A 12,358-nucleotide genomic window follows, 5' to 3' on the forward strand; every position below is an offset into this window, starting at 1 on the left:
AGAGCCCGGTCGATCAACCCGAACCGCGTCGGCCAGTCGGTCGCCTCGCCGACGCGCTGCACCAGGTCACGTCCGAACCGGCCGAACACGTCGTCGAGCGGCACCGAGCGATTGGCCAGCTCGCTCATCGGCACCCCGGTGAGCCGACGGGCGCCGAGCGGTGTCAGGTCGACCTGCAGGCAGTGCGCCGTCCCGTCGTGCCCGACCAGTACCGGCCCATCGGTGACGCCCGCGATGAAGGAGCCGAGTCGCAACGGCTCGGGGTGCTGCTGGTGAACGACGGTCCATCCCGCGTCGAGGTCGATGATGATCGGCAGGTAGGTGCAGGGCAGCTCGCGGAAGGTGACCGGACCCGGGGCCCGTTCCGTGAATCCCTCGTAGCGCAGCACGACACCCCGCAGTGACGGATGCGGCGTGCCCGTGGTGAAGTTCGCACCCACCCCTCTCACGCTAGTCGGCGCACCGCGTCGCCCGTGCGGTAGTAATGGTGAGTGCCCGAGCCGACCGTTCTGCTGCTGTCGACATCCGACACCGACCTGATCGCCGCCCGTTCCAGCGGGGCGGGCTATCGGTGGGCCAACCCGTCGCGGCTCGTCGCGGGTGAGCTCGAAGAGCAGCTCGACGGTGCCGACATCGCCGTCGTCAGGATCCTCGGCGGCTACCGGTCCTGGCAGGACGGCATCGACACCGTCGTGGGCAGCGGTGTGCCGACGGTGGTGGTCAGTGGCGAGCAGGCGCCCGACGCCGAGCTGATGAGCCATTCCACCGTCCCGGCGGGCGTGGCGGTACAGGCGCACATCTATTTGGCCCACGGCGGAGTGCAGAATCTCCGCGGCCTGTATGCATTCCTCTGCGACACGGTGCTGATGACCGGACTCGGGTTCGGCGAGCCGGTGACCTCCCCGAACTGGGGTGTCCTCGAGCGGGCGTCATCAAATGATGACGGCCCGACCATCGCAGTCCTCTACTACCGCGCCCAGCATCTGGCCGGCAACACCGGCTACATCGAGGCGCTGTGTCGTGCCATTGAGGACGCCGGCGGGCGGGCGCTTCCGGTGTTCTGCGCGTCGCTTCGCACCGCCGAGCCCGAAATGCTGGACGCGTTGAAATCGGCTGACGCGATGGTGACCACCGTCCTTGCGGCGGGGGGAGCGACCCCGGCCACCGTGTCGGCGGGCGGTCGTGATGACACATGGAACGTGGCACACCTTGCCGCGCTGGACATTCCGATCCTGCAGGGGCTGTGCCTGACCAGCTCACGCTCGCAGTGGCACGACAACGACGGCGGGCTCAGTCCGCTCGACGTCGCGACGCAGGTGGCGGTGCCGGAGTTCGACGGCCGCCTCATCACCGTCCCGTTCTCCTTCAAGGAGATTGACGACGAGGGCCTGATCTCCTACGTCGCCGACCCGGAACGCTGCGCCCGCGTCGCCGGCCTCGCGGTGCGGCACGCGCGGCTGCGCTCCATCGCGGCGGAAGACAAACGGGTAGCGGTGGTGTTTTCCGCCTACCCGACCAAGCACGCCCGCATCGGAAACGCGGTGGGACTCGACACTCCGGCCAGCGCGGTGGCGCTGCTGTGCGCGATGCGCGATGCCGGCTACCGCATCGGCGATATACCGGGCGTGGACGCGCAAGACGGCGATGCGCTCATCCATGCACTCATCGAGCGCGGTGGCCAAGACCCCGATTGGCTGACCGACGGCCAGTTGGCCGGCAATCCGATTCGGTTGTCCGCCAACGAATATCGCGAGTGGTTCGCCAGGTTGCCCGCTGAACTCACCGACGCGGTCACCGAACACTGGGGTCCAGCGCCGGGCGACCTGTTCGTCGACCGGACGCGAAACCCGGACGGAGAGATCGTCATCGCCGCACTGCAGGCCGGCAATGTGGTGCTGATGGTGCAGCCGCCACGGGGTTTCGGCGACAACCCGGTCGCCATCTACCACGACCCCGATCTGCCGCCCAGCCACCACTATCTGGCCACCTACCGCTGGTTGGGCAACGGTTTTGGCGCCGACGCCGTCGTGCACCTCGGCAAGCACGGCAACCTGGAATGGCTGCCGGGCAAGACGCTGGGTATGTCGGCAGCATGCGGGGCCGATGCCGCGCTGGGCAACCTGCCGCTGATCTATCCGTTCTTGGTCAACGACCCGGGGGAGGGCACCCAGGCTAAACGGCGCGCCCACGCCACGCTCGTCGACCACCTCATCCCACCGATGGCCCGCGCCGAAACCTATGGGGACATCGCGCGATTGGAACAATTGCTCGATGAGCACGCGAACATCGCCGCGCTGGATCCGGGCAAGTTGCCGGCCATCCGCCAGCAGATCTGGACGTTGATGCGGGCCGCCGAGATGCACCACGATCTCGGCCTGGCCGAACGCCCCGAAGACGATTCGTTCGACGAGATGCTGCTGCACGTCGACGGCTGGCTGTGCGAGATCAAGGACGTCCAGATCCGCGACGGGCTGCACGTCCTGGGCCAAGCGCCAACCGGTGAAGCCCAACTCGACCTGGTGCTGGCCATGTTGCGGGCCCGACAGCTGTTCGGCGGTGACCAGAGTGTGCCGGGCTTGCGGCAGGCGCTGGGGCTGGCCGAGGACGGCAACGACCAGCGCGCCGCGGTCGACGACGCCGAGGCCGCCGCGCGCGCCCTGGTTGCCGCGCTGCAGGAGATCGGTTGGGATGCGGCGGCGGCCGACCGGCTCAGCGACAACCACGACGTCGCGACGATTCTGCGGTTCGCCGCCACCGAAGTGGTGCCCCGGCTGTCGGGCACGTCCGGCGAGATCGATCAGATCCTGCGGGCCCTCGACGGCCGGTTCATCGCCGCCGGACCGTCGGGCTCGCCGCTGCGGGGCCTGATCAATGTGCTGCCCACCGGGCGCAACTTCTACTCCGTCGATCCCAAGGCCGTGCCGTCGCGGCTGGCCTGGGAAACCGGTGCTGCGATGGCCGATTCGCTGCTGGCCCGCTACCGCGACGACTACGGTCGCTGGCCGCTCTCCGTGGGCCTGTCGGTCTGGGGCACGTCGGCGATGCGCACCGCGGGCGACGATATCGCCGAAGTTCTTGCGCTGCTGGGTGTTCGGCCGGTCTGGGACGACGCGTCACGGCGGGTCGTCGACCTGGAGGCCATTCCGCTTGCCGAGCTGGGCCGGCCCCGTATCGATGTCACCGTGCGGATCTCAGGCTTCTTCCGGGACGCCTTCCCGCATGTTGTCACGATGCTCGATGACGCGGTGCAGCTCGCCGCGAACCTCGACGAAACCGCCGACGAGAACTACGTCCGCGCCCACGCCCAGGCCGACCTCGATGAGCATGGCGACCAACGTCGGGCGACCACAAGGGTTTTCGGCTCCAAACCGGGCACCTACGGGGCCGGGCTACTGCAGCTGATCGACAGCCGCAACTGGCGCGACGACGCCGATCTCGCACAGGTGTACACCGCCTGGGGTGGATTCGCCTACGGACGTGGCCTCGACGGAGCGCCGGCTGCCGACGACATGAACCGGCAATACCGTCGAATCGCGGTGGCGGCCAAGAACACCGATACTCGTGAGCACGACATCGCCGATTCCGACGACTACTTTCAGTACCACGGCGGAATGGTGGCCACCGTGCGGGCACTGACCGGGCAGGCACCGGCGGCCTACATCGGCGACAACACCCGGCCCGACGCCGTGCGCACCCGAACCCTGTCCGAGGAGACCACGAGGGTGTTCCGGGCCCGCGTGGTCAATCCCCGCTGGATGACGGCGATGCGGCGACACGGTTACAAGGGCGCGTTCGAAATGGCCGCCACCGTCGACTACCTGTTCGGCTACGATGCCACCGCCGGCGTGCTGGCGGACTGGATGTACGAAAGACTCACCCACTCTTATGTTCTCGATGACGAGAACCGCAAGTTCATGGCCGAGTCCAATCCGTGGGCGCTGCACGGGATGGCCGAACGGCTGCTCGAAGCCGCCGATCGCGGCATGTGGGCCCAGCCAGAGCCCAGCACTCTCGATGGCCTGCGCCGGGTGCTACTGGAAACCGAGGGCGAACTCGAAGGATGACTTGCCGCTAGATTGAACGCGTGGCTCCCACTTTCGCCGAGATTGCCAAGGCCAAATACATCCTGCTCACCACGTTCACCAAGGACGGCCGGCCCAAGCCGACCACGATCTGGATGGCCCCCGACGGGGATCGACTACTGGTCATCACCGAAGGGGACTCGTGGAAGGTCAAGCGGATCCGCAACACGCCGCGCGTCACGCTGGCGGTCTGCGACATACGCGGCAACCCCAAAAGCGAAGCAATCGACGCCACCGCCGCCATTCTGGACAAATCGCACAACGGCGTCGTGTATGACGCGATCGGCAAGCGGTATGGGATCGTCGGCAAAGTGTTCAACCTGTTCAGCAAGTTGCGCGGCGGCATGCAGAGCAACGTCGGACTGGAGCTCCGGCCGGCGTCCGCCTAGGAACTCCACGGCGCCGCGAAGCGTTGGCACATCATGGCGATGCGGCTTTTCCTGACCTATGTGGTCGTCGAGCTGGCGGTCATCGTTGCCCTGGTCTCGACGATCGGGTTCGGCTGGACGGTGCTGGCGCTGCTCGGCACCTTCGTCGTCGGCCTCGCGCTGGCGGGCTCACAGCTCAAGCGCCACCTCCGTCGCCTGCAGTCGGGTCTCTCCGCCCGAACCGCGCAGGGGGCCGTGGCAGACAGTGTGCTCGTCGCGCTGGGCACAGTGCTGGTCGTCATTCCCGGCCTGGCCAGCTCGGTCCTGGGTGCTCTGCTGCTGTTACCGCCTACCCGCGCGGCCGCCCGTCCGCTGGCCACCGCGATCGCGCTGCGGCGCGCGCCGCTGATCACGGCCGCCACTGCGGCCGCCGGCTCCCGGTATACGGCCGGGCGCGGCGACTACATCGACGGTGAGGTGATCGACGTCGTAGACGTCGAACGTGACACATTGCCCCGCAAGACCGACTGACTTGACGACGCTGCTGCTTGGCGGCCGGATCCACAGCCCGGTCATGCCGGACGCGACCGCCATGGCGGTTCGTGACGGCACCGTCGCGTGGCTGGGCAGCGACGCCGTCGGCACGGCGCAGTTTCCCGACGCAGAGGTCATCGACCTCGACGGCGGCTTCGTGGCACCGGCGTTCGTGGACAGCCACGTCCACCTCACCGCGACCGGCCTCACGCTCGCCGGGCTCGATCTGCGCGCCGCCACGTCATTGCGGCACTGCCTCACGCTGCTCGCCGAGTACGCGCGGACACACCCGGACGGACCGATCTGGGGTCATGGCTGGGACGAGTCGGCCTGGCCGGAGACCGCACCGGCCAGCACGGACGAGCTCGACGGCGTTGTCGGTGACCGGCCTGCCTACCTGGCCCGCGTGGACGTGCATTCGGCCGTGGCGTCTACGGCATTGCGCCGGCTCACGCCGGGTTTGGCCGCGGCGCACGGCTTCCATGCGCAGCGCCCGTTGACCGCCGACGCCCATCACCTGGTTCGGGCCGCGGCCCGCGAGCGGCTGACGCCCGAGCAGCGGACGTGGGCCCGCACCGCCGCCCTGGACCACGCCGCGGCCAACGGGATTGTCGCTGTCCATGAATGCGCCGGCCCCGACATCGGCGGTCTGGACGACTGGCAGGAACTGCGCGGCGCCCGGCACGGCATCGAGATCGTCGGCTACTGGGGCGAAGCGGTCACCAGCGCTGCACAGGCCAGGACCCTGGTAGCGGCGACGGGCGCACAGGGGCTGGCCGGTGACCTGTTCGTCGACGGCGCCCTGGGGTCGCGAACGGCCTGGCTGAAGGAGCCGTACGCCGACGCGCCCGACCGCTGCGGCAACACCTACCTCGACCCCGAGACCATCACCGTGCACCTGCAGGCCTGCACCGAAGCGGGCGTCACCGCCGGCTTCCATGTCATCGGAGACGCCGCCGTCACCGCTGTCGTCGACGCTTTCGGGCGGGTCGTCGACCGGCTCGGGGCGCCGGCCGTCGCGCGCTGCGGGCACCGGCTCGAGCACCTGGAAATGGTGACCGCCGAGCAGGCGGATCGGCTTGGTGCATGGGGTGTCATCGCCAGCATGCAGCCCAATTTCGACGCATTGTGGGGCGGAGCCAACGGGATGTACGCCCAGCGTCTCGGCACCGATCGGGGCAGCGGGCTCAATCGGTTCGCGCTGTTAGCATCGGCAGGCGTGTCCCTCGCCTTCGGCTCCGATGCCCCGGTTACCGGCATGAATCCGTGGTCGACGGTTCGCGCGGCCGCCCGGCATCAGACGCCGGGCAGCGCGATTTCGATGCGCGCGGCGTTCGCCGCCGCGACCCGCGGCGGGTGGCGCGCCAGTGGCCTGCGGGACGGCGTCACGGGAACGCTTGTCCCCGGCGCACCCGCGTCCTATGCGATCTGGGAATACGACGAATACGAGGTCAGCGCGCCGGACGACGCGCTGCAACGCTGGTCGACCGATCCGCGATCGCGGGTGCCCGCGCTGCCCCGGCTGGACTCCGGCGACCGGCTGCCGCGATGCGTCCAGACCGTCCATCGAGGTGCCGTTATCCATGGCTAAGTCGACCCACCACCGCGAGTGGGCGCGCGCGGAGGACGACACCGACTCCTTTCCGGCGCTTGCCGACGACGCCCCCATCGACGACGAACCGTCCGACAAGCCCGCTGCCGAACGGGAAGTGCCGCCCTGGGTCGACCGGATCGGCGAGGCGGTGCTGCCCCGGCTGCCCCGCGTCAGTGTGGCCATCGTCGGCGGACTGCTGCTGTGCCTGAGCTTCCCGCCCTTCGGCTGGTGGTACGCCGCGATCGTCGCGTTCGCCGCGCTGGCATGGGTGCTGACCCGGAACTCCACCAGGCTCGTCGGCGGTTTCGGCTACGGCTTCCTGTTCGGCCTGGCCTTCTACCTCCCGCTGCTGCCCTGGACCGGCCAGTTGGTCGGACTGTTCCCGTGGCTGGCGCTTGCGGTCGTGCAGGCCGTCTTTCCCGGCCTGTTCGGTCTGTTGGCGGTGGTGGTGCGCCGATTGCCCGGCTGGCCGATCTGGTTCGCCGGGGTATGGGTCGGCGTGGAGTGGATCAAGTCGACAGTGCCGTTCGGCGGATTCCCTTGGGGTGTGGTCGGTTTCAGCCAAACCAACGGCCCGCTGCTGCCGCTCGCTCAGGTCGGCGGGGCACCCCTGGTGTCGTTCGCGGTGACGCTGCTCGGCTTCAGCCTGGCGGCACTAGCTTTGGAGGCCGTGGATTGGTGGCAGCGCGACGCGGCCGGCAAGCCGGGCGGCGACGTGACGTCGGCGGCGCCACCGGCGGTGGTGCTGCCCGGCGTCTGCATCTGCCTTGTGCTGTTGTGCACGGCGGCGGTCTGGCCGGCGGTGCGACATTCCGCCGCGGGCGCAGCCGACGAGCCGTCCGTCACCGTCGCCGCCGTGCAGGGCAACGTGCCGCAGCTCGGACTGGATTTCAACGCCCAGCGCCGGGCTGTGCTCGATTACCACGTGCGGGAAACGTTGCGGCTGGCCGAGGACGTGCGCGCCGGGCGAGCGCCGCAGCCGTTGTTCGTCATCTGGCCGGAGAACTCGTCGGACATCGATCCGCTGGCCAACCCGGACGCCGCCGACCAGATCACGGTCGCGGCGCAGGCGATCAACGCACCGATCCTGGTCGGCACCGTGCTCGCCGGACCCGGCGACAGTCCCGACAACCCGGTGTCGACCAACTCGGTGATCGTCTGGAATCCCGAGACCGGTCCCGGCGATCGGCACGACAAGCAGATCGTGCAGCCGTTCGGCGAGTATCTGCCGTTCCGGAGTTTCTTCGAGCACCTCTCGCCGTACGCCGAGCGGGCCGGCTATTTCGTACCCGGCAGCGGCACCGGCGTGGTGCAGGCGGCCGACATACCGGTCGGGGTGACGACCTGCTGGGAGGTCATCTTCGACCGGGCGCCGCGTGAGGCGGTGCGCAACGGCGCCCAACTGCTCGCGGTTCCGACCAACAACGCCACGTTCAACGAGGGGATGAGCGCCCAGCAGCTGGCGTTCGGCAAACTGCGGGCAGTCGAGCACAACCGCTACGTCGTGGTGGCCGGCACCACCGGAATCAGCGCGGTGATCGCGCCCGACGGCCGTGAGCTTGCTCGCACCGCGTTCTTCGAACCCGCCTACCTCGACACCTCGATTCGGCTGAAGACGCAGCTCACGGCCGCAACACGATGGGGCCCGTTGTTGCAGGGCGTGCTGATGGCGATCGGCGTCGGAGCCGTGATCGCGGCGATACTGCAGAATGGGAGGTTCGCGCGTCGTCGGGACGACGCGGCAACGACAAAGGAGCCACATGACTAGCGGCAAGGGCGGCGAACGCCCGAGTCAGCGCACTCTGGTCATCATCCCCACCTACAACGAGCGGGAGAACCTGCCGTTGATCGTCGGACGGGTGCACCAGGCCCAGCCCCACGCGCACATACTGATCGTCGACGACGGCAGCCCGGACGGCACCGGCGAGCTCGCTGACGAGCTGGCGCTGGCAGATCCGGACCGGGTACACGTGATGCACCGCACCAGCAAGGACGGACTGGGTGCCGCGTACCTGGCCGGTTTCGCGTGGGGGCTGAATCGCGAGTATTCGGTCCTGGTGGAGATGGACGCCGACGGTAGTCACGCGCCCGAGCACTTGCACCGGCTGCTCGACGCCGTCGACGCGGGCGCAGACCTTGCCATCGGCTCGCGGTATGTGCCCGGCGGCGTGGTGCGCAACTGGCCGCGTCGGCGGCTGGTGCTGTCTCGGACCGCCAACGGCTATTCGCGGGTGCTGCTCGGCGTCGACGTGCACGACATCACCGCGGGCTACCGCGCCTACCGGCGCGAGGTGCTGGAGAAGATCGACCTGGCAGCCGTCGACTCAAAGGGCTACTGCTTCCAGATCGACCTGACCTGGCGCACCATCAACAACGGGTTCGTCGTCGTCGAGGTGCCGATCACGTTCACCGAACGCGAGCTCGGCCAATCCAAAATGAGCGGATCCAACATCCGCGAGGCACTGCTGCGGGTCGCGGAATGGGGTTTTCGCGGGCGCCTGGATCGCGCCCGCGGCGTCGTGCGCTAGCTGCCGCTGCCGCGACGGCGGCTCTTGATGATGTCGAGGCGCTCCTTGAGCAGTTCGTCGAGCTCCTCGACGGAGCGGCGCTCCAGCAGCATGTCCCAGTGCGTACGCGGCGGCTTGACCTTCTTGGGTTCCGGCACATCGCCCTCGATCAGGGTGCCCTCCATCCCGTTGCGGCACAGCCAGCTGCCGGGGATCTCGGCGTCGTCGGCGAACGGGACGTCGAATTCCTCGCCGTTCTCGGTTCGGTACCGGGCGACCTGACGCGGCGCCAAGTCGTGGTTGCGGTCGGTCTCGTAGCTCACGGCTCCGAGGCGACTGCCTCTCAGGACGCGATCAGCCATCGTCAACACTCCTCTTACATGCGATTTGTCCGGATTATCAACGCAGCAACGCGGCGCACAGTTCCCGACACTCAGCCGTCGATGATACCGGGATTCGCGCCCGCGGCCGTCTACAGTCGGGTCCGTGGCACGACTTAGCCGATCTAGGAGCCGTCGTCAACCCTGTCGCTGGTGCGGTCGTGAAGTCGCCGACGCCGACCTGGGCAGGCGCCGCCAGTACTGTCGGCAGTCCTGCCGACAACGTGCCTACGAGCAGCGTGCGCTGGTGAAGGGCACGTCGTTGGCGCCGGATTCGGTGGTCCTGACCGCCGGCGAGGCTTGCGAGCTCTCCGATCGCGTCTACCAGGTGAGATGTGCCGCCGAGGACGTCGCGACCGCCATTGATGAAGGGGCCGCGCGCGCAGAATTGCGGGACCTGTGCGCCGCATTGATGCGGGCCGCCAAGGCCGCCGACGGTTGGCGATGAAGGCCCCCGGAGCCCTCCGGCCATTCATGCTGATCGCATGACAAAGCTCAACGGCCACGAAGTGACGCCGGTTCCGGTCAACGGAAACTTCCGCCTGGCCTGACCATGGAGGAATGGTTCGAGCGGAGCCCATTCATTGGTTTCGTACCGTGGATCGTCTACTGGGTTGTCGCCGGCGGCCCGAGCACATGGCTCTACGGTGCGCTCTGTGCGGTGATCTCCACGGTCATTCTGGGCGTGTCGATGGGGTGGAGCAGGCCCAAGCTGCTCGAAATCGTGACGATCGGATTCTTCACGTCGATCACCATCGCCGGCTCCGTCGTCGGCGCCAACGACCGGGACTGGATGGACACCTACGCCACCACGATCTCGAGTGGTGCGCTGGCCGTGATGGCGCTGGGGTCACTGGCATTCGTGCCGTTCACGGAGCAGTACGCCGCTGACGCGGTGCCGCGGCAGGAGTGGGAGAAGCTGGCTTTCAGACGCACCAACCAGGTGCTGACACTGATGTGGGCGCTGGTGTTCGCGCTCATCGCATTGCTCGGCTTCATCGCGGCCAAGGCACCGTCGACCATCCACTGGACGAACTGGGTGATTCCCGTCGTCGTCATCGTCGGTGCGGTGGGTATGACCCACGCCTACCCCGAAAAGGCCCGGGAACGCGCTCGCCCCGACGGCGTTGCCTAGCAGCTGAACTTCTCGCCGATACCGGCCGGCGGTGTCACCTTCTGCAGACATCCGTACGGCTCGACGCCATCGGCACTGAACCGAACCGCCGATCGGTGCGCATAGTTCACGCAGAACAGGCCGGTCTCATCGGCCCGGCAGCGGTAGTCGCCGAACGCCAGCGCGTGGCCGTAGGGCAGCTCCGGACCGGTGCCGCGGGTAAACCGGCCGGGATCGCCGTGCGCGGAGCCGACCTCGACGCTCGGCCCGGCGAAGTCGACCCAGTCGCCCTTCCATTGGCCGTACACCTCGGCAGGTTGCGGCGGCGGATTCGTCAGGTCCACCAGGCAGGCCAGCGCGCCGCCGAAGTACTTTCCGTCGGTCATGCAGTTGGCCCTGCCGGTCGGAGTGGTGAAGGCGATGTCGTCGCCCAACTCGGTGGCCGTGCCATCCCGGGTCGCGGAGTGGTAGGTGGCGGGATCGGCGCGCTGCCCCGACTCGATGAAGGCGATGACCTCACCGACGGGTGCCCCCGATCCCGGCGGTTGGGCGCGAGGCGTCGAGGTGGGCCGGGACTCTTGGGTCGTGCCCGGGGTGGCGGCTGTCGTCCTTACCGGCGGCGATGGTGACGGCTCGGCGCGTTCGGCGTCGCCGCCCAGTGAACACCCCGCAACCAGCACAGACGCCGCGATCAGCACAGCTATCCGCATAGTGGCCAGGCTAGCGGGCCGACACCGGTTGGCCGGCGAGGCGCGGCGGCGCGAGTTCGTTCGTTACGGTCGGGTGATGCACGAACACGTGGTCCGCGCAACCGTCAACTCCGGCACCGTCGAGGGTTTCACCCGCGACGGCGTGCACCGTTGGCGGTCCATTCCCTACGCCCAGCCGCCGGTGGGTGAATCACGGTTGCGCGCCCCGCGGCCGGTGCAGCCGTGGCCGGGCGTGCGCTACTGCCACGGGTTCGCGAACTGCGCGCCGCAGCACCGCAGATACACCATGCTCGGTGTCGGCAAGTACCAGCCGATGGGCGAGGACTGCCTGACGCTGAACGTGACCACGCCGAAACGACGCCGCGAGCAATCGCTGCCGGTGATGGTGTTCATCCACGGCGGCGGCTACTGGATGGGCAGCTCGGCCACACCGCTCTACGACGGTGCCGCACTGGCGCGACGCGGCTGTGTCTACGTATCGGTGAACTACCGGCTGGGCCCGTTGGGCTGCCTGGACCTTTCGTCGCTGTCGAACCGCAACGTCACCATCGACGACAACCTGTTCTTGCGGGATCTGGTGATGGCGTTGCGGTGGGTGCGCGACAACATCGCGGTGTTCGGCGGCGACCCCGAGAACGTGACGATCTTCGGTGAAAGCGCTGGAGCGCACGCCGTCGCGACGCTGCTGGCGGTGCCCGCCGCCAAAGGCCTTTTCGCACGGGCGATTTCGGAGAGCCCCGCCAGCGGCATGGTCAGTTCGGCGCAGGTGGCCGCCGAGTTTGCCACGCGTTTCGCCGCGCTGCTGGGCGCGGGCAAGAAGGACGGGGCGCAGGCGGTAATGGCCGCCCGACCTGTAGAGATGGTGCATGCGCTCGACGAGCTGATCGTGATGGCCCAGCGCGAGATGCTCGGCGCATTTCCGCTGGGTCCGACATCCGACACCGACTACCTGCCGCTGCACCCGATACAGGCGATGCGCAGCGGCAAGGCCCACCCTGTGCCGCTGATCGTGGGCACCAATGCCGAAGAGGGCCGACTGTTCACTCGATTCATCAAGATGCTGCCGACG

At 68.4% G+C, this 12,358-nt stretch carries 12 protein-coding genes; 9 read left to right on the forward strand and 3 right to left on the reverse strand.

Features of this window, described 5'->3' with window-relative positions; all coding sequences use genetic code 11:
• On the reverse strand, nt 1-440 hold a 440-nt coding region (locus ACRDU5_RS22960; protein ID WP_526617290.1), incomplete at its 3' end, for a DUF6597 domain-containing transcriptional factor.
• A gap of 51 nt (nt 441-491) precedes the next feature.
• Between ACRDU5_RS22960 and cobN the strand changes: the two genes are divergently transcribed.
• The 6 genes from cobN (at nt 492) to ACRDU5_RS22990 (ending at nt 9,106) form a co-directional block, all read left to right on the forward strand.
• Nucleotides 492-4,064: a cobaltochelatase subunit CobN gene (gene cobN, locus ACRDU5_RS22965; RefSeq protein WP_526617291.1), complete on the forward strand. Its 3,573-nt coding sequence runs from the start codon at nt 492-494 to the stop codon at nt 4,062-4,064.
• Between the two features lie 20 nt (nt 4,065-4,084).
• Entirely contained in the window at nt 4,085-4,471 is a 387-nt protein-coding gene (locus ACRDU5_RS22970) for a PPOX class F420-dependent oxidoreductase (protein WP_526617292.1), read from the forward strand.
• Nucleotides 4,472-4,504: 33 nt separating this feature from the next.
• The gene (locus ACRDU5_RS22975; RefSeq protein WP_526617293.1) at nt 4,505-4,981 is read left to right on the forward strand and encodes an FxsA family protein; all 477 of its coding nucleotides are present in this window, start codon (nt 4,505-4,507) and stop codon (nt 4,979-4,981) included.
• Nucleotide 4,982: 1 nt separating this feature from the next.
• Nucleotides 4,983-6,575: an amidohydrolase gene (locus ACRDU5_RS22980; protein WP_526617294.1), complete on the forward strand. Its 1,593-nt coding sequence runs from the start codon at nt 4,983-4,985 to the stop codon at nt 6,573-6,575.
• Nucleotides 6,576-6,651: 76 nt separating this feature from the next.
• A complete protein-coding gene (lnt, locus tag ACRDU5_RS22985) occupies nt 6,652-8,346 on the forward strand; it encodes an apolipoprotein N-acyltransferase (RefSeq protein ID WP_526617301.1) in 1,695 nt (564 codons plus the stop codon).
• Nucleotides 8,339-9,106, forward strand: coding sequence for a polyprenol monophosphomannose synthase (locus ACRDU5_RS22990; RefSeq protein WP_526617295.1), 768 nt, complete (start codon nt 8,339-8,341; stop codon nt 9,104-9,106). Before lnt ends, ACRDU5_RS22990 begins: the two co-directional genes overlap by 8 nt.
• Here the strand turns inward: ACRDU5_RS22990 and ACRDU5_RS22995 are convergent.
• Nucleotides 9,103-9,447, reverse strand: a complete 345-nt coding sequence (locus tag ACRDU5_RS22995; RefSeq protein ID WP_526617296.1) for an RNA polymerase-binding protein RbpA — start codon at nt 9,445-9,447, stop codon at nt 9,103-9,105. The two genes, ACRDU5_RS22990 and ACRDU5_RS22995, sit on opposite strands and share 4 nt — an antisense overlap.
• Before the next feature lie 124 nt (nt 9,448-9,571).
• On the opposite strand from ACRDU5_RS22995, the gene ACRDU5_RS23000 reads away from it, so the two are divergent.
• Nucleotides 9,572-9,913, forward strand: coding sequence for a hypothetical protein (locus ACRDU5_RS23000; protein ID WP_526617297.1), 342 nt, complete (start codon nt 9,572-9,574; stop codon nt 9,911-9,913).
• Between the two features lie 213 nt (nt 9,914-10,126).
• On the forward strand, nt 10,127-10,600 hold the full coding sequence (locus ACRDU5_RS23005) for a hypothetical protein (RefSeq protein WP_526617298.1): 474 nt from the start codon (nt 10,127-10,129) through the stop codon (nt 10,598-10,600).
• On the opposite strand, the gene ACRDU5_RS23010 is transcribed toward ACRDU5_RS23005, so the two are convergent.
• Nucleotides 10,597-11,289: a hypothetical protein gene (locus ACRDU5_RS23010; RefSeq protein WP_526617299.1), complete on the reverse strand. Its 693-nt coding sequence runs from the start codon at nt 11,287-11,289 to the stop codon at nt 10,597-10,599. The genes ACRDU5_RS23005 and ACRDU5_RS23010 overlap by 4 nt on opposite strands.
• A 76-nt stretch (nt 11,290-11,365) precedes the next feature.
• Here ACRDU5_RS23010 and ACRDU5_RS23015 point away from each other — a divergent pair.
• Nucleotides 11,366-12,358, forward strand: a 993-nt coding sequence (locus tag ACRDU5_RS23015; RefSeq protein ID WP_526617300.1) for a carboxylesterase/lipase family protein, incomplete at its 3' end; no start/stop codon positions are given.

The sequence above is a fragment of the Mycobacterium sp. genome (assembly GCF_050701515.1).
Taxonomy (GTDB): domain Bacteria; phylum Actinomycetota; class Actinomycetes; order Mycobacteriales; family Mycobacteriaceae; genus Mycobacterium.

What these genes read in the sequence shown, in the direction of transcription:
- ACRDU5_RS22975 (WP_526617293.1), top strand. Translation starts at nt 4,505, where the DNA reads ATGGCGATGCGGCTTTTCCTGACCTATGTGGTCGTCGAGCTGGCGGTC.
- ACRDU5_RS22990 (WP_526617295.1), top strand. Translation starts at nt 8,339, where the DNA reads ATGACTAGCGGCAAGGGCGGCGAACGCCCGAGTCAGCGCACTCTGGTC.
- ACRDU5_RS22995 (WP_526617296.1), bottom strand. Translation starts at nt 9,447, where the DNA reads ATGGCTGATCGCGTCCTGAGAGGCAGTCGCCTCGGAGCCGTGAGCTAC.
- ACRDU5_RS23010 (WP_526617299.1), bottom strand. Translation starts at nt 11,289, where the DNA reads ATGCGGATAGCTGTGCTGATCGCGGCGTCTGTGCTGGTTGCGGGGTGT.